The organism is Collinsella sp. BG-O-102 (assembly GCF_023656745.1).
GTDB lineage: Bacteria > Actinomycetota > Coriobacteriia > Coriobacteriales > Coriobacteriaceae > Collinsella.
Map to the genome: position 1 here is coordinate 41037 of NZ_JAMOKO010000004.1, position 19850 is coordinate 60886.

General features: G+C 60.8%; 18 protein-coding genes and 1 tRNA gene. 13 read left to right on the plus strand and 6 right to left on the minus strand.

What is annotated here, in order from left to right:
* Nucleotides 1–33: 33 nt before the first annotated feature.
* From clpB to NBH09_RS03030, 3 genes are all read left to right on the plus strand, one after another.
* Nucleotides 34–2661, plus strand: a complete 2628-nt coding sequence (clpB, locus tag NBH09_RS03020) for an ATP-dependent chaperone ClpB (protein ID WP_117770270.1) — start codon at nucleotides 34–36, stop codon at nucleotides 2659–2661.
* A 131-nt stretch (nucleotides 2662–2792) separates the two neighbouring features.
* Nucleotides 2793–2987, plus strand: coding sequence for a hypothetical protein (locus tag NBH09_RS03025; protein WP_226790497.1), 195 nt, complete (start codon nucleotides 2793–2795; stop codon nucleotides 2985–2987).
* A gap of 244 nt (nucleotides 2988–3231) precedes the next feature.
* Nucleotides 3232–4584, plus strand: coding sequence for an ATP-binding protein (locus NBH09_RS03030; RefSeq protein WP_117770272.1), 1353 nt, complete (start codon nucleotides 3232–3234; stop codon nucleotides 4582–4584).
* A 73-nt stretch (nucleotides 4585–4657) separates the two neighbouring features.
* Here NBH09_RS03030 and NBH09_RS03035 read toward each other — a convergent pair whose 3' ends face one another.
* The 3 genes from NBH09_RS03035 to NBH09_RS03045 form a co-directional block, all read right to left on the minus strand.
* Nucleotides 4658–6160, minus strand: a complete 1503-nt coding sequence (locus NBH09_RS03035; protein WP_250787022.1) for a hypothetical protein — start codon at nucleotides 6158–6160, stop codon at nucleotides 4658–4660.
* Between the two features lie 233 nt (nucleotides 6161–6393).
* Nucleotides 6394–7368, minus strand: a complete 975-nt coding sequence (locus tag NBH09_RS03040; RefSeq protein WP_255413080.1) for a DUF5692 family protein — start codon at nucleotides 7366–7368, stop codon at nucleotides 6394–6396.
* Between the two features lie 96 nt (nucleotides 7369–7464).
* The gene (locus tag NBH09_RS03045; RefSeq protein ID WP_117773733.1) at nucleotides 7465–8127 is read right to left on the minus strand and encodes a TetR/AcrR family transcriptional regulator; all 663 of its coding nucleotides are present in this window, start codon (nucleotides 8125–8127) and stop codon (nucleotides 7465–7467) included.
* Between the two features lie 187 nt (nucleotides 8128–8314).
* On the opposite strand from NBH09_RS03045, the gene NBH09_RS03050 reads away from it, so the two are divergent.
* The 7 genes from NBH09_RS03050 to NBH09_RS03080 all read left to right on the plus strand — a co-directional run bounded on the left by NBH09_RS03050 (nucleotide 8315) and on the right by NBH09_RS03080 (nucleotide 15479).
* The gene (locus NBH09_RS03050) at nucleotides 8315–11092 is read left to right on the plus strand and encodes an FAD-dependent oxidoreductase (protein WP_250787023.1); all 2778 of its coding nucleotides are present in this window, start codon (nucleotides 8315–8317) and stop codon (nucleotides 11090–11092) included.
* A 33-nt stretch (nucleotides 11093–11125) separates the two neighbouring features.
* On the plus strand, nucleotides 11126–11554 hold the full coding sequence (locus NBH09_RS03055; RefSeq protein ID WP_250787024.1) for a hydrogenase maturation nickel metallochaperone HypA/HybF: 429 nt from the start codon (nucleotides 11126–11128) through the stop codon (nucleotides 11552–11554).
* A 337-nt stretch (nucleotides 11555–11891) separates the two neighbouring features.
* Nucleotides 11892–12881 carry a PTS sugar transporter subunit IIB gene (locus tag NBH09_RS03060; protein WP_055250789.1) on the plus strand — a complete coding sequence of 330 codons (990 nt, stop codon included), beginning with the start codon at nucleotides 11892–11894 and terminating at the stop codon, nucleotides 12879–12881.
* Between the two features lie 18 nt (nucleotides 12882–12899).
* Complete coding sequence (locus NBH09_RS03065; RefSeq protein ID WP_035136637.1) at nucleotides 12900–13718, plus strand: PTS mannose/fructose/sorbose transporter subunit IIC; 819 nt, start codon at nucleotides 12900–12902, stop codon at nucleotides 13716–13718.
* A gap of 16 nt (nucleotides 13719–13734) precedes the next feature.
* Nucleotides 13735–14655, plus strand: coding sequence for a PTS system mannose/fructose/sorbose family transporter subunit IID (locus NBH09_RS03070; RefSeq protein ID WP_035136639.1), 921 nt, complete (start codon nucleotides 13735–13737; stop codon nucleotides 14653–14655).
* 120 nt (nucleotides 14656–14775) lie between these two features.
* Nucleotides 14776–15174, plus strand: coding sequence for a DUF956 family protein (locus tag NBH09_RS03075; RefSeq protein ID WP_118080233.1), 399 nt, complete (start codon nucleotides 14776–14778; stop codon nucleotides 15172–15174).
* Between the two features lie 229 nt (nucleotides 15175–15403).
* A tRNA-Arg gene (locus tag NBH09_RS03080) sits at nucleotides 15404–15479 on the plus strand.
* Between the two features lie 89 nt (nucleotides 15480–15568).
* Here the strand turns inward: NBH09_RS03080 and NBH09_RS03085 are convergent.
* The 3 genes from NBH09_RS03085 to NBH09_RS03090 all read right to left on the minus strand — a co-directional run bounded on the left by NBH09_RS03085 (nucleotide 15569) and on the right by NBH09_RS03090 (nucleotide 17156).
* On the minus strand, nucleotides 15569–16363 hold the full coding sequence (locus NBH09_RS03085) for a hypothetical protein (protein ID WP_420482012.1): 795 nt from the start codon (nucleotides 16361–16363) through the stop codon (nucleotides 15569–15571).
* The gene (locus tag NBH09_RS10090; RefSeq protein ID WP_308196324.1) at nucleotides 16357–16617 is read right to left on the minus strand and encodes an iron-containing alcohol dehydrogenase; all 261 of its coding nucleotides are present in this window, start codon (nucleotides 16615–16617) and stop codon (nucleotides 16357–16359) included. Before NBH09_RS10090 ends, NBH09_RS03085 begins: the two co-directional genes overlap by 7 nt.
* Before the next feature lie 176 nt (nucleotides 16618–16793).
* Nucleotides 16794–17156 (minus strand): hypothetical protein, encoded by a 363-nt coding sequence (locus tag NBH09_RS03090; RefSeq protein ID WP_250787025.1) that lies wholly within the window; start codon nucleotides 17154–17156, stop codon nucleotides 16794–16796.
* Between the two features lie 547 nt (nucleotides 17157–17703).
* On the opposite strand from NBH09_RS03090, the gene NBH09_RS03095 reads away from it, so the two are divergent.
* Genes NBH09_RS03095 through NBH09_RS03105 form a run of 3 tightly spaced genes read left to right on the plus strand, consistent with a single transcriptional unit; the run spans nucleotide 17704 to nucleotide 19834 of the window.
* Entirely contained in the window at nucleotides 17704–18192 is a 489-nt protein-coding gene (locus tag NBH09_RS03095) for a PTS sugar transporter subunit IIB (protein ID WP_118080235.1), read from the plus strand.
* 15 nt (nucleotides 18193–18207) lie between these two features.
* Entirely contained in the window at nucleotides 18208–18981 is a 774-nt protein-coding gene (locus NBH09_RS03100) for a PTS mannose/fructose/sorbose/N-acetylgalactosamine transporter subunit IIC (RefSeq protein WP_118080237.1), read from the plus strand.
* A complete protein-coding gene (locus NBH09_RS03105; protein WP_118080239.1) occupies nucleotides 18974–19834 on the plus strand; it encodes a PTS system mannose/fructose/sorbose family transporter subunit IID in 861 nt (286 codons plus the stop codon). The genes NBH09_RS03100 and NBH09_RS03105 overlap by 8 nt, the downstream gene beginning before the upstream one ends.
* The last annotated feature ends 16 nt before the right edge of the window (nucleotides 19835–19850 follow it).

The window sequence follows — 19850 nt, forward strand, 5'->3', positions numbered from 1 at the left end:
CCGTAGGGCGGCCGCCCCAAGAGAGGTGATTCCATGAGAATCGATAAGCTAGCAATGACGTCGCGCGAGGCGTTGCAGACCGCCATGAGCACGGCTGCCGATGCGCAGGCCGGCGCGGTGGAGCCGATTCACCTGCTGTCTGCCCTGCTCGGTGCCGGCGAGCGCAATATCTCCGTGATCATCGAGCGCATCGGCGCTGATCCGGCCCAGCTCGCACGCTCCACGCAGGATGCCGTCGACCGCGCGCCCAAGGTTTCGGGCGAGGGTCAGCAGATGGGCCTGTCCAACGAGCTCGTCCGCGTCATCGAGAAGGCCGAGAAGAAGGCCACCAAGATGGGCGACAGCTTTGTGGTGACCGAGCATCTGCTGATGGCGCTTGCCGAGGACAAGGGCGAGGCGGGCCGTGTGCTGCGCGACGCCGGCGTCACCAAGGAGCGCATCGAGCAGGTCTACGAGGAGCTGCGCGGCGATGACCGCGTGACGTCCGCCGAGGACAAGACCCAGTTTGAGGCGCTGGAACAGTACGGCCGCAATATCTGCGACCTTGCCCGCGCCGGCAAGCTCGACCCGGTCATTGGCCGTACCGACGAGATCCGTCGCACCATTCAGGTCCTGTCCCGCCGCACCAAGAACAACCCCGTGCTCATCGGCGAGCCGGGTGTCGGCAAGACGGCCATCGTCGAGGGCATCGCCCAGCGTATCGTGGCCGGCGACGTGCCGAGTACCCTGCGCGACCGCGACCTTATCGAGCTCGACATGAGCGCGCTGGTCGCCGGCGCTAAGTACCGCGGCGAGTTCGAGGACCGCTTGAAGGCTGTGCTCAAGGAGGTACAGAAGTCCGAAGGCAAGGTCATCCTGTTCATCGATGAGCTCCACACCATCGTGGGCGCTGGTGCCACCGAGGGCTCCATGGACGCCGGCAACATCCTCAAGCCGGCGCTTGCCCGTGGCGACTTGCACGCGATCGGCGCGACCACGCTCGACGAGTATCGCAAGTACATCGAGAAGGACGCGGCGCTCGCCCGTCGTTTCCAGACCGTTATGGTGAGCGAGCCTACCGTCGAGGACACCATCTCGATCCTGCGTGGCCTCAAGGAGAAGTACGAGATCTTCCACGGTGTGCACATCACCGATAGCGCGCTCGTGGCCGCTGCTGACCTCTCCGATCGCTATATCGCCGACCGCTTTCTGCCCGACAAGGCCATCGACCTGGTCGATGAGGCCGCAAGCCGCCTGCGCATGGAACTCGACAGCATGCCGGTCGAGATTGACGCCACCACGCGTCAGCTCACCCAGCTGCAGATCGAGGAGCAGGCGCTCATGAAGGAGACCGACGACGCCTCCAAGGAGCGTCTGGAGGCCCTGCGCCAAGAGATCGCCGAGGTCCAAGAAAAGCTCAACGTGCAAAAGGCCGGCTGGCTCAACCAGAAGAACGCCATCGACCACGTGCAGGAGCTTAAGGGACAGCTCGACGAGGCCAGAAGCGAAGAGGAGCGCGCGACGCGCAACGGCGACCTGGGCCGTGCGTCCGAGCTGCGCTACTCCGTGATTCCGGGTCTGCAGCAGCAGATTCAGGATTCCGAGGCTGCGCTCGAGGCACAAAAGCAGAAGGACGGCGAGGGTCTCAACGAGCAGGTGACCTCCGATGAGATCGCCGAGGTCGTGAGTGCCTGGACCGGCGTGCCCGTGTCCAAGATGATGCAGGGCGAGCTCGACAAGCTGAAGGGCCTGGAGGGTGAGCTGCATAAGCGCGTCATCGGCCAGGACGAGGCCGTCTCCGCCGTCGCCGCGGCTGTGCGCCGCAGCCGTGCGGGCCTCTCCGATCCGGACAAGCCCATCGGCAGCTTCTTCTTCCTGGGCCCCACCGGCGTGGGCAAGACCGAGCTCGCCAAGGCACTTGCCGAGTGCCTGTTCGACGACGAGCGCGCGCTCGTGCGTATCGACATGTCCGAGTACATGGAGAAGTTCAGCGTCCAGCGTCTGATCGGTGCGCCCCCAGGATACGTGGGTTACGACGAGGGCGGCCAGCTCACTGAGGCCGTGCGCCGTCGTCCGTACTCCGTGATCTTGCTCGACGAGATGGAGAAGGCTCATCCTGATGTCTTCAACGTGCTGCTGCAGGTGCTCGACGACGGCCGTCTGACCGATGGCCAGGGTCGCCAGGTGTCCTTCAAGAACACGATTATCATCATGACGTCCAACGTGGGCTCCAAGGCCATCGCCGATCTGTCCGGTAAGGACGAGGAGGAGATGCGCCATCAGGTCGACGCCGCCATGGCTCAGACCTTCCGCCCCGAGTTCCTCAACCGTATCGACGATATCGTGGTGTTCCATCCGCTCGGCATGGCGCAGATCGAGAAGATTGTCGACATCCAGCTTGCCGACGTTCGCGCACGCCTGGCCAAGGAGCGCATGACGCTTGCCATCACCCCGGCGGCCAAGCAGATGCTCGCCGTGGGTGGCCTGGACCCCGTGTTCGGTGCCCGTCCGCTCAAGCGCCTGGTTCAGCGCGAGGTCGTGGATGCCATCGCCGCCGCTATCATCGACGGCACGGTGCGCGAGGGCGATCAGGTGACGGTCGATGCCGACAAGGACGGCGGCTTTACCGTCGTGTGCGACAACACGCCGGCGGCCACCTACGAGGTCCCCGACGCCGAGTAGGTTTTGGGCCATGCCTTAAAATCTACCAGCCGTCTCTAAACGCCAAGGGCGGCGGATCCAATTGGGTCCGCCGCCCTTTTTCGTGCGACAATCGATGATATTGAACGGATGCGATGCGAGGAGCTATGCAGATGAAAGACGAGATCAAGACAAGCGCGCCGGCGACCGATGCCGCACCCGCCGCACCCAAGCCTGTGCCTAAGCCGGCGCCCAAGCCGCGCGACCCCTACATCCGTGCCGAGAACGAGGACGATGACGGCTACGATCCCTACAGCGATCGCCGCCCCGAGCGCGAGCCGCTGTTCGAAGCCGACCCCTGGCGCTAGTTGCATCAAGTAGCTAATTTGGCGATGATTTCCTGGGACGGGGTAGTCAAAAAAGTCCCGTCCCAAATCGACTGTCCAGGGAGTCGCATTCGAGCTTGGTTGCCCTCTCAGCCACTCGGCATCCTTCGAGCAGTAATAGTGAAAAAACTTGCTTAAGTGTTAATCAAGTCAGACATAATCTTGATCTCTAATTAATCAAGAATCGCTATAATTTTGATTAGCTAGAGAGCAAGATTGGAGAATCATGGCATTCAACGACTTGATCGCCCAGAAAATAAAGGACTTTGAACAGCAGGGGGTTCCGCAGGTCTTTGAGCGAGACCTTGATCTAGGAAACCCACAGGAGCCAAAGCGCGACAACATCGTAAATGTGATTGTGGGGGCCCGCCGTTGTGGAAAGACGTATCGCCTGTATCAGGAGATGCGGCGGCTTCAGAGCCGGGGCGTCGAGCTTGACCGGATGCTTTACTTCAATTTTGAGGATGAGCGCTTGCGCCCGTATGAGCCATCGCTGCTGGCGGACGTGCTCGACACGTTCTATGCGCTGTATCCTGTTGCTCGAACCGAGGGCGCTTACATTTTCTTTGACGAGATCCAGGAAATTCCCGAATGGGGTGCGTTTCTGCGGCGTGTAGTCGATACGGAGAAAGCGACCGTCTATGTGACGGGATCTTCTTCTAAGATGCTGTCCTCAGAACTTAAGAGCGAGTTCAGGGGTCGTTCTCTTGTGCGAGAGCTTTTTCCGTTGAGTTTTTCGGAATACGTTCGATATAAGACGGGGAGCGTTCTCGAGTCAGATGCGACCTTTTCCCCGAGCGATGCAGCGCTGCTTCGACATCATCTGATCGGGTATCTTGAACGAGGGGGATTCATCGCGACACTTGAGCAGACGCCTGCAGACGCGATTCAGCTGCTACAGGAATATGCTTCGCGAACGGTCGCCATGGACGTCGTTGAACGTTACGACGTCAAGAACCCTCGCCTGGCATCGCTGTTCTTGACGCGGTGTATGGCATCTTCGGGACGAGAGCTGTCAGTGAACAAAGTGTACAACGAGTTCAAGAGCAGACAGATACCCGTCAGTCGTAATTCGCTCAGCGACTTACTTGAGTATTATGAGGACGCCTACCTGTTATTTTCTGTGCCGGAGTTCACGCGTTCACTGGCAAATAACATGCGGTCTGCGTCTAAGGTCTACGCTGTCGACCCTGCGATGTTTGGAGCATTCTCTCCCGCATCGGCATTGGACCAGGGCCAGAGGCTCGAGACCGCAGTGTTCAATGCGCTAAGAAGAAGGACTCCCGCGGTGAGGACCGGCTCGGTCTGCCGCCTGCTAATCAAAGAGAAGAGCAAAAGCCATGAGGTGGACTTTGTGGCTGGGGATGCGCTTCTCATGCGGGCTTATAGCCTGATTCAGGTGAGTGCGGATATGGCAAGTGAGAAAACGCGCGAGCGCGAAATCGCCGCGCTTGATGCCTCGATGGCCCAGTTTGATCTTGGCGAGTCGGCAATCGTTACCATGGATGAACAGACCGATATTCCATGCGAGCACGGTGTGGTACACGTTATGCCCGCATGGAAGTGGCTCCTTGCCTAATCATCTATGGGCCTGTGGGGTCAGGACCTCCTGGCTCCTTCATCACGGTTGGGGAGCACCTTGCTGCGCCAGGCTAGTCCTGGGCTTTGATACTCGGCAGCAGGATCTGCGCGAGGTAGTCGGTTTCGAGCTTAGTGGCACCATCGGCCTTGCCGTCTTTACCGACCAGGTCGTTTTTGATCTGGCTGTATGTGTAGCGGTTGCCGGTCGTGAGCTCGACAAGCTCAATCGCCGTGTCCATGGGGTAGGTCGACACGGGGTTCTGCGTGCGCCCGTTGATGGTTTGCGGAATCACGTACGGATAGACAGGGCCGCTGGCGTAGACGGTGTAGCCGTTGCCCAGGCTGACCGTGCCCAAAACCGTATCGCCGTCATCGGGGGTAAAGGTCTCGCCGTCGCGCACTGCGACAAGCGTCACGAGCGGTGTGTTGGTGTCGCTGTCCAGATAAATGCACAGCGTGCTGCCGTTTTGCCAGGTTGCGACCTTGCCATACCACTCAACCGGAATATCGAGCTGATACAGGTTCGTCGCCTTGTGCCGAGCGTCGGCATCGCGGGCGGACTGAGCCTCGCTTGCGCTTACGGCGTTGGCGGCGGCATCGCGGCGCGTAATTGCCGCCTGCTGGAGTATCTTTGCCGCGGCGGCAGAGCTTGCGCCCCCTTCCTCGGCATACTTGGCGGCGGCATCGATCTGGTCGTCAGTCACCGTGTCGGCCGAAGGTACCTTGAGCTTAAAGGTGGCTTGAGCGCGCAGATCCTGCCCATCGCTCTTAATGGTGACCTGCGCCTTGGTGGTCGGGACGGTGTAGATGGTGCCGTCTTCCGCGATGGGGGATCCAGCAATGGAGAGCGTGTAATCGCCGGGCAGCAGCTTAATGCCGCGACCGTGCTCGTCAACGTAGAGCGTTTCGCTCACAGAAGAGCCGTCGGAGTCCTGGCCACTCACCTGCACGGGGATCTTTGAGCCGGTGGAGCAGTCGAGCCCCGCGGCATGTACGCCAATTTGCACCGACATCATGGTATGGGCGTTTGCGGCAACCACGGCGGCCCGCTCTTGCTGGTATCCGTTCCAAGCCGCATAGCCCGCGCCGCCGGCGACGAGCGCGATGGCAACAACGCCTGCCACCATCAGGTTGCGTCGCCTGGGCGACATCTTGCGATGGCGAACCTCGGCCTCGCGTGCCGAGGGAACGGACGGCAGGGGAATATCGCCCATGGCGATGGTCTCGTCTACGGCAGGCGCAGAGCCTAAGCCAGGGAGCTCGCGGGTCAGCGAATCTTCGGCGGGCAAGCTGTCGAGCAAGATGGTTTCCTCGCTCGTGTCGGATTCGGGCTGGTCGTCGGCCTCGCATTCGGATTCCTCGTGCCCCGCCTCGTCTTCGGTGGGCGCGGCGCCATCGTCTTTTGCATCCTGATCATCGGGCTGCGCTTCGATTTCCGGCTCATCTCGCACATCAACGCTCGAATCGTCAAACGCAATCTCGGCCAGTGCAATCTGGTCAAGGCTCTCCAGGGCCTCGGCACACGCTTCTGCATCTTGGGCCGCATCCTCTTGGCCCATCGTCTCATCTTTCATATATCCCCCAAGCTCAATATCGGGACAACACTGTACCCAAAAATGGAGCCATATAAAGCGCATGCGAAATATAAGATCCGATTTAACCCGAGTGCATCGTTTAGCCGCATCCTCGCGGCAGCAAAAAGCCCCCGGAACGTGAACGAATCACATTCCGGGGGCCCTGCAATGCGTTGAGTTGCGCGGAGCCGGTTATGCGGCTTCGTACTCAAGCGATGTTTGCGTCAGGCGCGTTACTCAGCGTGCGCGTAATCAACCTTGGCGCGGCGAGCGGTGGCCTTCTCCCAGTCGCTGGTGCCCTCAAAGACGTCCTGCTTGTAGGGATTGCGGCCGAGCTTCTTGGCACGGTAGACGATGTAGATGATCGCGGCGACGTTGGCGACCAGCGCGGCGATCGAGACCGCGGTAGCGGCGCCGGGGTCGAGCGTGGAGTGGGTCACAAAGATGGACTCCTCCTGGAAGTACGGGAATACCTGGGCAAACATGCACCAAATAGCCAGCGTAAAGGCACGGTTCTGGATCCAGCCGCCCTTGTTCCAGATAAAGGCGGCGACGGTGGGCGCCAGCAGCAGTGCAAAGCCGCAGAACCAGGAGTGGGTGGGCAAGCAGTTGTAGGTGTAGCAGAAGTTCCAGATATCGTAGGCGATGATGTAGACCCAGGTCATGTCGGGCCACAGCATGTCGGTCTTGTCCTCAGAGGCGTAGACACTCCACCAACCGGTCATGCAGAAGATGTTGATGATACCGGCGATGCCGTTGAACACGTTGTTCCAGCCGGCGAGCTGCGTGGCGCCCTCGGAGGTGACCCAGGTGGACTCGCCCAGGACAAAGAAGTGATAGGCGCTCTCAAAGTCGGACACGACGGCGATCATGATGTTGATGGCGACGATCACAAACGGCCACGCGCGGAACCAATGCGCCTTGCCGATCTTGCCCCACTGGTACTTAATGGCAATGAAGCCCCAGCAACCGGCCAGCGCCGCGTATACCTTGGCGTAGTGGAACCAGCTGTTCTGGTACACATGGGTGGGGTTGGTGAGCGCCCACTCGGCACCCTGTGAGACGCCGATGGCGATAGCGACGCAGTAGATGGTCATGGCCAGCGGAGCCACGCCAAAGATGATGGCCGCGCCCAGCTTGGTGCGGCGGCCGACCTCGTTGAGCACGATCAGGCCAATAAAGACCATGGCCCAGCCGGCCCAGTGGATAAGGGTATTGCTACCCTAAACATCGAACAGCATGCTGCTCTCCTTTCACAAGCCCGCGGCCCCTCTTCTGATCGCGGGCAGTTTGGCCAAATGTCGTCAGTTCTGGGGCTTGCGCTCCTGATACTTGGCGGTATAGCCCTCGATATGGAGCGTCGAGGCGATGATTTCCTTGACTGTCTCGTCGGGCACATCGGGGTGCGTGCGGATATACATCAGCAGCCCCATGATGAGGGTGTAGAACGTCTCGTAGACATGGTCGATGCGTAGCTCGTGATGGGCGACAAAATCCACCACGGTGGTATCGCAGATATACTGCGCCACGCGCTGGACCACGTTGTGCAAAAAGCCGCCGTAGAGCGCGCCGCTGCTCGAGGTGAGCGTGCTCGGCAACTCGTGGCCGCTCACGACCAGGCGCTTAAAGAGCGGAGCAACGGTGTCGAGTGCGCCTTCGATGTCGCCAACCGTGCGGCTGGCGTTCCACTGCTCGAGCTCGGCGATAAAGCCGTCGATTGCCTCGTCCATAACGGCGGTGACGGCGGCATCCATATCGGCAAAGTAGTGGTAGAACAGCGAACGCGCGCAGCCAGCCCGCTTGGTCACGGCCGATACCGAAAGATGGGACACACCAAGCTCGGCGCTCACGGCGCGCACAGCGGCGAGGATCTCGCGACGGCGCTCGTCGCCCGTCAGGCGTTTTGCCGCGCTATCGGATGCGGGGACGGCATCGACCACAGAGATATCTGCTGCGTTGTTGCCCATGTTTTGCCGCCTTTCATCCTCTTTTGCCTGACCGTTCGCCTAACAGTCTTGAATATTGTTGACGGTTCGTCAATACTGTTTTTGACACAATGTCAACAATAGCGGGTGAACGGCATGGGGGCATGTCGAACCCGTACAAAGAGGGGCGCCGCGGTCTCGCCGGGCTGTGGCAAGAGAAGGGACGACTATGATTCTCAGCGGACCGGGGATTAGCTATACCGAGCCCGATATCGGCGCGGAGTTCGTGCCGCCGATACCGGAGCATCCGCGCGAGGCCATCGTCAAACTGTGTGAGCACTGCACCAACCGCCTGCTGCACCGCGACGAGCTGCTGGGCTACGAGTACTGGTCGTTTGCCGAGGCCGCAACCGACGAGCAGGCCGAAGTGCTCTGCAAGATGAAGATGCGCCGTCCCTATACGCTGCCCGAGATGGTCAAGCTCACCGGCATGCCCGAGGCCGATATCGAAAAAATGCTCGACGACATGAGCTACACGGGTCTGCTCGAGTACAACTGGGAAAACCCCGAGCGCGCCAAGCAGTGGGTGCTGCCCATGCTGGTGCCGGGTTCCGCCGAGTTCCTCAACATGCGCGTGAGCCAGCTCGAGGAGCATCCGGTCTATGCCAAGTTCTTTGAGCAGGCGTCCAAGGGACCGCTGTCCAAGGCCACGCCGATGGTGCCGCCCGGCGGTGCCGGCATCGGCATGCATGTCATTCCGGTCGAGAAGGCCATCGATGCTGCGAGCACCTCGGTGCCGATCGAGCATATCGAGCATTGGCTCGACAAATACGAAGGTAAGTATGCCGCTAGCACCTGCAGCTGCCGCGCGAGCCGTCGCGTGATGGGAGAGGGCTGCGCCGACGACCCGGCCGATTGGTGCATCGCCGTGGGCGATATGGCCGACTACGTGGTCGAGACCGACCGCGGCCATTATGTGACGCGCGAGGAGGTCTACGACATCCTGCGCCAGGCCGAGGACAACGGCTTTGTGCACCAGATCACCAACATCGACGGTGAGAACAAAATCTTCGCCATCTGCAACTGCAACGTCAACGTGTGCTACGCCCTGCGCACTTCGCAGCTGTTCAACACGCCCAACCTGTCGCGCTCGGCCTACGTCGCCAAGGTCGAGAAGGACAAGTGCGTGGCCTGCGGTCGCTGCGTTGAGGTGTGTCCGGCCGGCGCCGCCAAACTGGGCCAGAAGCTCTGTAGCAAAAAGGCTGGCGGACAGGTGCCCGAGTATCCGCGCCAGGAGCTGCCCGATGCCACCAAGTGGGACCACACCAAGTGGTCGCCCAACTACCGCAACGACAACCGTATCGAGACGCATGAGTCCGGCACCGCTCCCTGCAAGACGGCCTGCCCCGCGCACGTTGCCGTTCAGGGCTATTTGAAGCTCGCGGCGCAGGGCCGCTATGACGAGGCGTTGGCGCTCATCAAGCGCGAGAACCCGTTGCCCGCTATCTGCGGCCGTGTGTGCAACCGCCGCTGTGAGGATGCCTGCACCCGCGGTCGCGTGGACGAGGCCGTGGCCATCGACGAGGTCAAGAAGTTTATCGCCCAGCGCGATCTGGATGCCGCGACTCGCTATGTCCCACCTGTGGTGACCCCGACGCGTGCCGGCGGCTTCGACCAGAAGATCGCCATCATCGGCGCCGGTCCGGCCGGTCTGTCCTGCGCCTTCTATCTGGCCGAGAAGGGCTACAAGCCCGTCGTGTTCGAGAAAAACGAGCGCCCGGGCGGCATGCTCACCTACGGCATTCCCAGCTTTAAGCTGCAGAAGGACGTTATCGAGGCCGAGGTCGAGGTCATTCGCCTGATGGGCGCCGAGTTCCGCTATGGCGTGGAGGTCGGTCGCGATGTGACGCTCGACGAGCTTCGCGCGCAGGGCTTTAAAGCCTTTTACGTGGCCATTGGCTGCCAGGGTGGCCGCCTTGCCGGTATTCCGGGCGAGGATGCCGAGGACGTGACCGTGGCCGTCGACTTTTTGCGCGAGGTCAACAGCGGCAAGATCGACGCGCTGCCCGGGCGCACCATCGTGGTGGGCGGCGGCAACGTGGCCATCGATGTCGCGCGCAACGCCTGCCGTCTGGGTTCCGAGCACGTTGAGATGTTCTGCCCGGAGAGCGAGGTCAAGATGCCTGCCAGCGAGGAGGAGCGTCGCGAGGCCATTGAGGACGGCGCGCACATTAGCTGCGGCTGGGCCCCCAAGGAGATTCACCTGGACGAGGCCGGTCGTGTGTGCGGTATCACCTTTAAGCGCTGCACGCGTGTCTTTGACGACGAGGGCCGTTTTGCGCCCGAGTATGACGAGAACGACTTGCGCCGTGTCGATGCCGACCGTGTCGTCATGTCGATTGGCCAGTCCATTGTGTGGGGCGACCTGCTGGCTGGCTCCAAGGTGGAGCTCGGCCGCAGCCAGGGTGCCCTTGCCGATCCGCAGACGTACCAGACCGCCGAGCCCGACATCTTTGTGGGCGGCGACGTCTACACCGGTCCCAGCTTTGCTATCGACGCCATCGCCGCCGGTCACGAGGCCGCCGTGTCCATCCATCGCTTTGTGCAGCCGGGCTCCACGCTCACCATCGGCCGCAACCAGCGCCGCTACACCGCGCTTGACCGCGACGATGTTGTGATTGAGAGCTACGACAACGCGAGCCGCGAGGTGGCGCATGTCGACCGCGAGCGCGAGAAGGCTGCACCCTTTAGCGAGTACGTCGAGACCTTTACCGAGGAGCAGGTGCGCGCCGAGACCGCCCGCTGCCTGGGCTGCGGTGCCTCGATCGTCGACCCCAACAAGTGCATCGGCTGTGGCCTGTGCACCACCAAGTGCGCGTTTGACGCCATCCATCTGGATCGCGACCGCCCCGAGTGCTCAACGATGGTCAAATACGAGCAAAAGCTCCCAAGCCTGGGCAAGTATGCTTTGAAGCGCGCCATCAAGATTAAATTTGGTAGGAAATAAGTAGCCATAACGGGAACGGCGAAAGGATTAATAGTGCACGAGCTCGGGATTGTGTATCACATCATTCGTGATGTTGAGAACGTGGCGCGTGCCAATGGCGTGCGTCGCGTTTCGAGCGTGACGTTGCTGCTGGGCGAGGTCTCGGGCGTCGTTCCCGAGTTGCTGCTCGACGCTTGGCGCTGGGCGGCAGATAAAAAGCCCATCGCGCAGGGCGCGGAGCTTGTTGTGGAGCCCGTCGAGGCCGTGACGCATTGCGAGGCATGTGGCCGCGACTATGCGACGGTCGAGCACGGCAAGACCTGTCCCCATTGCGGTAGCGGCGAGACATACCTGCTGCAGGGCCAGGAGGTCATGATCAAGCAGATCGAGACCCCCGACGAGGACCCGGCAGACGCTGCTCCTGACGGCCTCTCCGACGCCCCCGATGCCGTCGACGCCGCCGACCCTCTCCACATCGCCTAACATCTAATGTCTACATGGGCTAGAGTTCTAAACATATTTGCTTCGGTTAGTCAAGTCATGTCTGTTTAAACAAAATGGTGGCACGCAGACGCATTGGGATTCACCTAAAAGCGGTCTTAACGAACGGTGCACCTTTATATGTCTTTGAAAACAATCAGCAAATCACGTTTTAGCAGGCAATGAGCTATAAGCCAGCAACGTAATCAATTTGTAACAAACATAGACGTTTAAACAAATAATCCAACCTTTTGCGGATTTAGCTATAATTCCACAAACCAAACAGGTATACTCCTTTCATGTCATGTAGGAATTACGTAGACAAAAAGGAGGTTATGTGATGGTAAGTATTGTTCTTGCTAGCCACGGGGACTTGGCAGCTGGAATCAAGCAGACGGGCTCGATGGTCTTTGGCGATCAGCCGTCTGTGGCCGTGGTCTCGCTCGAGCCGAGCATGGGCCCCGACGACTTCCGTGCTAAGGTCGAGGAAGCAATCGCTTCCTTCGAGGACCAGGAGCAGGTGCTCTTCCTCGTTGATCTGTGGGGCGGCACGCCGTTCAACCAGATTAGCGGGCTCATCGAGGGCCATGATTCCTGGGCTATCGTCACCGGTGTCAACCTGCCTATGCTCATCGAGGCATATTCGCAGCGCTTTGATGCAAAGAACACTGCACATGCGATCGCAAAACATCTCGTGACTGAGGCTAAGGCCGGCGTGCGCGTCAAGCCCGAGTCTCTGGAGCCCGAGGAGAAGAAGCCGGCTGCGGCCGCCGCTGCTCCTGCAGGCGCCATCCCTCCGGGAACGGTCATCGGCGACGGGCACATCAAGATTGCCCACGTCCGTATCGACACCCGTCTGCTGCATGGTCAGGTGGCCACCACGTGGACCAAGCAGATCAACCCCAACCGCATCATCGTGGTTTCCGACGGCGTTGCTCACGACGAGCTCCGCAAGACCATGATCGAGCAGGCTGCCCCTCCGGGAGTCCATGCCAACGTCGTGCCTATCAAGAAGATGGCCGAGGTCGTCAAGGACACGCGTTTTGGTGACACCAAGGCCATGCTGCTCTTCGAGAACCCGCAGGATCTGCTCAAGGCCATCGAGGCCGGCGTCGACATCAAGGAAGTCAACATCGGTTCCATGGCTCACTCCAAGGGCAAGGTCGTCGTCACCAACGCCGTCGCTATGGGCGATGACGACGTTAAGACCCTCGAGGCCCTCAAGGCCAAGGGCGTCAAGTTCGAGGTCCGCAAGGTTCCTTCGGATGCCTCCGAGGATCTCGATGCCATGTTGAAGAAAGCTAAGGCCGAACTGGCCGCTCAAGCATAGTAAAGGAGGGTCCGATACATGTCTGCAATCACTATTCTGCTTGTTGCGATTGTCGCGTTGCTTGCCGGTATGGAAGGCATTCTGGATGAGTTCCAGTTCCATCAGCCGCTCGTGGCATGCACGCTTATCGGTCTCGTAACCGGTCACCTTCAGGAGGGCATCCTCCTGGGCGGTTCGCTCCAGATGATGGCCCTTGGCTGGGCTAACGTCGGCGCCGCCGTCGCGCCTGACGCCGCTCTGGCCTCGGTCGCTTCTTCGATCATCATGGTGCTCGCCCTCAACGGCGGCGCCACTGATTCGGCCAAGGCCGTTACCGCGGCCATCGCCGTCGCCGTCCCGCTGTCGGTCGCTGGTCTGTTCCTGACCATGATCTGCCGTACCATTGCTACCGCTATCGCTCACGCCATGGACGGTTGCGCCGAGAAGGGCGACTTCTCCGGCATCGAGCGCTGGCAGTACGCTGCCATCCTCATGCAGGGCCTTCGTATCGCCATCCCGGCAGTACTTCTGTGTGTTATCCCGGCCGAGGCTGTTACCAACGCGCTTAACGCTATGCCCGACTGGCTGTCCGGCGGCATGGCCGTCGGCGGCGGCATGGTCGCTTCCGTCGGTTACGCCATGGTCATCAACATGATGGCCACCAAGGAGACCTGGCCGTTCTTCATCCTCGGCTTTGTCCTTGCTGCCATCCCTCAGCTCACGCTGATCGCCCTTGGCCTCATCGGCATCTCCCTTGCCCTCATCTACCTTGGCCTTAAGGATCTGGCCAAGCAGGGTGGCGGCACGGGCGGTGGCTCCGGCGACCCGCTCGGCGACATTCTGAACGATTACGAGTAGGAGGGGAGTGATACATATGGCAGAGAACAAGATTCAGCTCACCAAGGCTGACCGTAAGAAGGTTTGCTTCCGTCATCAGTTCCTTCAGGGCTCGTGGAACTACGAGCGTATGCAGAACGGCGGCTGGTGCTTCGCAATGATCCCTGCGATCAAGAAGCTCTACACCAGCAAGGATGACCAGATTGCCGCGCTTAAGCGCCACCTGGAGTTCTATAACACCCACCCCTATGTTTCCGCCCCCGTCATTGGCGTTACCCTCGCCCTCGAGGAGGAGCGCGCCAACGGTGCTCCGATCGATGACGTCGCCATCCAGGGCGTCAAGGTCGGTATGATGGGCCCGCTCGCCGGCGTCGGTGACCCCGTCTTCTGGTTCACCCTTCGCCCGATTCTGGGCGCTCTGGGCGCTTCCCTGGCCATGTCCGGCAGCATCGTCGGTCCGTTGCTGTTCTTCTTCGCGTGGAACATCATCCGTTACGCTTTCCTGTGGTACACACAGGAGTTTGGCTACAAGGTCGGCTCCTCTATCGCCAAGGACCTCTCCGGCGGTCTGATGGGCAAGGTCACCGAGGGCGCTTCCATCCTGGGTATGTTCATCATCGGCGCCCTGGTCGAGCGCTGGGTGTCCATTTCCTTCACCCCGATCGTCTCCACGGTCAAGCAGTCTGCTGGCGCCTTTATCGACTGGGCTAGCCTGCCTTCCGGTTCCGAGGGTATCAAGGAAGCGCTGACGATGTACAACTCCGTCGGTGCTACCGCCCTTGATCAGATGAAGGTCACCACGCTCCAGGGTAACCTCGATCAGCTCATCCCCGGCCTTGCCGCCGTGTGCCTGACCCTGCTGGTCTGCAAGCTCCTCAAGAAGAAGGTCAGCCCGATCGTCATCATCCTGGCTCTCTTCGCCGTCGGCATCATCGGTCGCTTCTGCGGCTTCATGTAAGCACGCTTCGGCTTAAGACCGAGAGTTGCTAGGTAAGGGCTTTTGAGCCATTGAAACGGACCGCACCCGGTGGGTACACTGGATGCGGTCCGATTGTTTTTATTGGAGGGCGAGGCGCGTATGGCGCAATCTCAGAACAGCACGGTCGATCTGGCAACGCCGGCAACCTGCCTGATGGGGCTTACCAGCCACGGTAACGTGATGGTGGGCAATAAGGCGTTTGAGTACTATAACGAGCGCAATCCCGAGGATTATATTCAAATCCCGTGGGACGAGGTCGACTATATTGCCGCCGAGGTTTTGCGCGGCACCAAGAAGATTACGCGTTTTGCCATCTTCACCAAGGACAACGGTCACTTTACGTTTTCGACGCGCGACGACAAAGAGACGCTTCGCGCGGTCCGCAAGTACGTCGACGAGAATAAGCTCGTGCGTTCGCCCGACTTTATCGATGTGACGGCCAAGGGCGCCAAGAGCATCCCCGCTGCCATCAAGAGCCTTTTCCACAGAGACAGCTAATCGTTGGCGATAGATGGCGGAAAATGCATCCCGGAATTTGTTCTCATTCCGGGATGCATTTTCCTTTTGAGGGCCAGTTGGGAAAGCTTGTCCCATTATTTCGCGTTATTCCGGGTTATTCTTTCCGATATTGAGGATTGCCCTCGGAAACTATTCGCTATAGAGCCTTCTCGATGAGTGGCCATGCGCTACATGGCAAAGGGGTAAATCTGCTACACTAGTACAACATGCCTCCGTAGCTCAGGGGATAGAGCACCGCTCTCCTAAAGCGGGTGTCGACGGTTCGAATCCGCCCGGGGGCACCAGGGAATATGACGGCGTCGCGGGAGCGGCGCCGTTTCTGGTTTGCGGGGGCCGCCGTGCTGCTCGCCCGTGGGGGACTGGCATCTGTTTCCTAGAGTGCGCTGCGGTAAATCTTTCTCGCGTTGTCCAGCGTGAGCTTCCTGAAGCTGCCGAAGAGCTCTCCGCGGTTGATCTTGAGGCCCGGAATCATCTTTTCGATATCGTCCTCGGTGACTCCGAACTCCGATAGCGCGCGCGGCATTCCCAGCGAGACGAAGAAATCCTGCAGCTCGTCGATGGTCGCTTCGACCGCGTACTCGATTGCCTGCTCGGGGGTTACCTCCACATCGAGCTCGTCCGCGTCCGAATCGATGGGTTCGATGCCAAGGGCCTGGGCGCTGAACTCCAGGAAGCGCTCAGGGTGCTCTCGCCATACGTAGCGCATCCAGGCGGGGAAGATGACGGCGAGGCCGGCGCCGTGCGTGATCTTGGTGTCCAGTGCGGATAGCTCGTGCTCAAGGCCGCGGCAGGTCCAATCGCCGTCGCGCAGGGCGTTATGGGCGAGCGTACCCACCCACATGATCTCGGCGCGGGCGTCGTAGTCATCGGGGTTCTCCATCACCTTGGGCGCCGCCTCCCTCGCGGCGCGCACTAGCCCGCAGGCGATGTTGTCGGTTACGCCCACGGCGGGCTCGCCGGAGAAGAGTCGCTCCATGATATGGGCGATCATGTCGGTCACTCCCGCGGCGGTCTGGCAGGCGGGCAGGCTGAAGGTCAGCTCCGGGTCGAGGAAGGCGATGGCCGGGCGGTTGAGGTCCGTGTTAATGCTGCATTTGAGGTGCTCCTCGTCGTTGCTGATAACGCAGGAGTTAGAGGCCTCGGAACCGGATGCGGGGATGGTCACCACGCAGGCGACGTCGATGCGGTCGGCGGGAACGGCGCGCTTGCGGAAGAAGTCCCATACGTCGCCGTCGTATACCGCCCCAGTGCGATGGCCTTCGCGCAGTCCATGACGGAGCCGCCGCCCACGGGCAGGATGATGTCGGCGTCGTTTGCCCGTGCGAGCTCGACGCCTTCTCGTGCCAAGCCTATTTCGGGGTTTGGACGCACCCCTCCAAGCCCGATGTGCTCCACGCCCGCGGCATCGAGCGATGCCCTCACGCGGACGAGCGTTCCGCAGCGAACTGCGGAACCCCTGCCGTAGACAATGAGCGCTCAGCGGTAGCCGGAGGCGGACAGAGTCCCCCAACCTTGTCGGTCGCTTTTCGCCCAAAGACAAAGCGGGTGGGGGAGTAGAAGGAGAAATCGTTCATGGAGCTCCAATCTGGCGTTTCGCCCTACATGCGCGGAGGAGTTTTTCGGGCGCATCGCCTGCGTTCGCGTCGCAATCTCGGCGGCGCGGTGCGGTCCGCGGATTCCATCGTATCGCCCGCGGCACCCCTTACCGACGATTGAGGCGAGTCTGCATTTCGCGGCGCGACGTCCACCTGGCGGACGATATCCGTTCGCGACACGTGGCCGTCCCGGTCGCAATAGCGTATGCGCACCGGGTTGCCGAGATGGGCCTGCGACCCCTTCTCCTGATGCGAGCGCGCGAGACGGGTGAGCAGCGGCGCGAGCACCTGCTCGACCGTCTCCTCCCGATACCACGCCGCCACGGGCAACCCGTTCACGTCAAACCCGTACGTTCGCCATGCCATTCGCCTCGCCGCCTTCGCCGAACGAAACCGCGTATCCAGACCGCCGGTCCCCCACCCAGCACTTCGACGAGCCTTCGCGCTCACTTCTGCGGTCGGGATGCGCCCGCGAGGCGCTCGGCAGGCAGCGCCATTTCCGCTCGCTGTGTCGAGCGCGAGTGTCGAGAAGTCGCCATATGCCACTCAGATGTAGCATGGAGTGCCGAAGTGCACGCGCCCGTGACGAAACACTGGCGCCAACCCGTTCCGCGCACCACCCCGCCCGTAAGGTGTGTGGCGAAAGGAGGACCAGCCGCATGAACATCCCCGAGACACAGAGCCTACCTCGATCGCATTCCGCACGAGCTTCTCTGACATTTCCGCCCATTACCACGTGGAGGTCCCCGTCGCGGAGATCGCCTACGCATACGACTACATCAATTCCCGGCATGCCCCGCGCAGGCAGGCCACGCTGAACGACGGGTCCGCGGCCCGGCAGGACGAATGACGCGCTTCGGCACAGGCCATGCCGAAACGCGTCACGCAAGCAAAGGAAGGAAGCCAACATCACATGAGCATCATCGCAGCACGCATCGACAACCGCCTGCTACACGGCATAGTGGCAACCCAGTGGGTACCCGAGTTCCGTCCGCAGCGTCTCATGGTCATCGATGACATCGTCGCCAACGACCCGACCAAGAAGGCCGCCATGCGGATGGCAAAGCCCTCGGGAGTCGCCCTCTCCATTATCAACAAGGAGACGGCTCTCACGAACTATCGGGCGGGCAAGTACGACGACCACACGGTCTTCATCGTGGCGCGAGACCCCCAGACCATCCTCGACGTCATACAGACGGGCCAGGTTGTTCCCACACTCGTGGTCGGAGGCACAGTCTTTCCCGAAGAGGGGTCAGACGCCGTCCAGGTGAGCAGTCGCGCCTACGTCACCAAAGACGAGCTGCCCGCATATCGAGCGATTGCTGGCACCGGCTGCGACATCACCGTTCGCTATGTGCCGGCCGACAAGCCCGTAGAGCTCTCCAGCATCATCACGCTTTAGCAAGGGAGTGAACTTATGACACCATCCATCATCCAGATAGCCGTCGTTACACTCATCGCCTTCATCTACGGAGCCGAGAAGAACGCGGGACAAATTCTCACGAACATGTCCGTCACGCCAGCATGGTTCGTCGGACTTGCGCTCGGCGACCCCGTAACCGGCCTCGCCGTCGGCGCCATCGTCCAACTCATGAGCCTGGGCGTGGCGGCCATGGGAGGAGCCTCCGTCCCCGACTATCCCACTGCCGCCATCATTGGCGCCGTCGTTGCCATCACCTCGGGTCAGGAGGCGAGCGTCGGCGTTGCCGCCGGAATCGCAGTCGGCATGCTCGGCCTTCAGCTCGACGTCATCGCCAAGACGGCAAACGGCTTCCTCGGGCGTACCTCGCAGCGCTTTGCCGAAGAGGGCAAGTACTCGCAGATGAAGAGCGTACTTTTCCTCGGTCCGGTCTTCTATGGCCTTACGGCGGCCATCCCCACGTTTGCCGTACTGCTCTTTGGCGCCGATGCCGTCAACGCTTTCCTCTCCGTCATGCCCTCCTGGTTCACGACCGGCCTCTCCATCGCCGCCGGTATCCTCCCCGTCGTCGGCCTTGCGATGCTTCTGTCCTTCATGCCAATGAAGAAATTCATCGCCTACGCCATCGTTGGCTTCGTTCTGGCCGCCTACCTGCAGATAAGCATTCTCCCCATTGCCCTGCTCGGTGCCGCCGCGGCCATCGAGTACTACAAGTCGCACAGCAATCCGTCCGTAAACGCCCTCGACGCTGGAGGTCTGGAAGATGAGTAACGAAGTTAACGCCACCAAGGCAAACGAAGCGCCAACCCGCCTGGCAGACGGAACGTACCAGCCAGTCCTCACCGTTTCCGATCTCGACCGTTGCGGCCGCCGCTGGATGCTCGGCGCGTCCATCTATAACTATGAGTCCCAGTGTGCCCCGGCGGTCATGTTCGCAACCGAACCCGCCCTGCGCAAGATCTATGCAGGAGACGAGGAGGGCTACCGCAGGTCACTTCTGAGCACCTATCGCTATTACAATGCGACTCCCCAGGTAAGCGGCCTGCTCCTCGGCGCCGGCCTAGCCTTGGAGGACAAGGGGCACAATGACGCCATCGACGCGGTCCAAGACCTTAAGATTGGCCTCATGGGCTCCCTCTCAGGAGTCGGCGATACGATCTTCGCCATCCTCATTCCCACCATCTTCGGCTCCATCGCCGCCTACATGGGACAGGCGGGAAACCCCGTCGGCGTGCTTCTCTGGCTCGCCGTCGCCATCGCCATCTTCGTATGGAAGCTCTTTGACTGGCGCATAGGCTATAAGTTCGGCGACAAGCTCTTCACGACCCTTGCCGAGAAGATGTCCGTTTTCACCGAGTCGACGTCGGCACTTGGCATGATGGTCGTCGGTGCGCTCATCCCCACCGTCATCAAGGTCTCGTGTGGTCTCACGTTCACCATGGGTGACGTCACGCTCGACGTCCAGACGGGCATCCTCGACCAAATCATGGTCGGCATGCTGCCCGTAATAGCCACAGCCATCGTCTACGCCCTCGTCAAGCGCAAGGTCAGCATCAACAAGATTGTCCTCGGCATCCTCATCATCTCGTGGGTGTGCGCGGCTTTCGGCATTCTTGCTGCCTAGCCTAGGGCTAGACCAA

Excerpts from the sequence above, each read along its gene's own strand:
- NBH09_RS03035 (WP_250787022.1), bottom strand. The coding sequence starts at position 6,160 with ATGAAAGATGAGACGATGGGCCAAGAGGATGCGGCCCAAGATGCAGAA.
- NBH09_RS03105 (WP_118080239.1), top strand. The coding sequence starts at position 18,974 with ATGAGTAACGAAGTTAACGCCACCAAGGCAAACGAAGCGCCAACCCGC.
- NBH09_RS03025 (WP_226790497.1), top strand. The coding sequence starts at position 2,793 with ATGAAAGACGAGATCAAGACAAGCGCGCCGGCGACCGATGCCGCACCC.
- clpB (WP_117770270.1), top strand. The coding sequence starts at position 34 with ATGAGAATCGATAAGCTAGCAATGACGTCGCGCGAGGCGTTGCAGACC.
- NBH09_RS03045 (WP_117773733.1), bottom strand. The coding sequence starts at position 8,127 with ATGGGCAACAACGCAGCAGATATCTCTGTGGTCGATGCCGTCCCCGCA.
- NBH09_RS03070 (WP_035136639.1), top strand. The coding sequence starts at position 13,735 with ATGGCAGAGAACAAGATTCAGCTCACCAAGGCTGACCGTAAGAAGGTT.
- NBH09_RS03090 (WP_250787025.1), bottom strand. The coding sequence starts at position 17,156 with ATGGCATGGCGAACGTACGGGTTTGACGTGAACGGGTTGCCCGTGGCG.
- NBH09_RS03075 (WP_118080233.1), top strand. The coding sequence starts at position 14,776 with ATGGCGCAATCTCAGAACAGCACGGTCGATCTGGCAACGCCGGCAACC.
- NBH09_RS03050 (WP_250787023.1), top strand. The coding sequence starts at position 8,315 with ATGATTCTCAGCGGACCGGGGATTAGCTATACCGAGCCCGATATCGGC.
- NBH09_RS03030 (WP_117770272.1), top strand. The coding sequence starts at position 3,232 with ATGGCATTCAACGACTTGATCGCCCAGAAAATAAAGGACTTTGAACAG.
- NBH09_RS03100 (WP_118080237.1), top strand. The coding sequence starts at position 18,208 with ATGACACCATCCATCATCCAGATAGCCGTCGTTACACTCATCGCCTTC.
- NBH09_RS03060 (WP_055250789.1), top strand. The coding sequence starts at position 11,892 with ATGGTAAGTATTGTTCTTGCTAGCCACGGGGACTTGGCAGCTGGAATC.
- NBH09_RS03095 (WP_118080235.1), top strand. The coding sequence starts at position 17,704 with ATGAGCATCATCGCAGCACGCATCGACAACCGCCTGCTACACGGCATA.
- NBH09_RS03065 (WP_035136637.1), top strand. The coding sequence starts at position 12,900 with ATGTCTGCAATCACTATTCTGCTTGTTGCGATTGTCGCGTTGCTTGCC.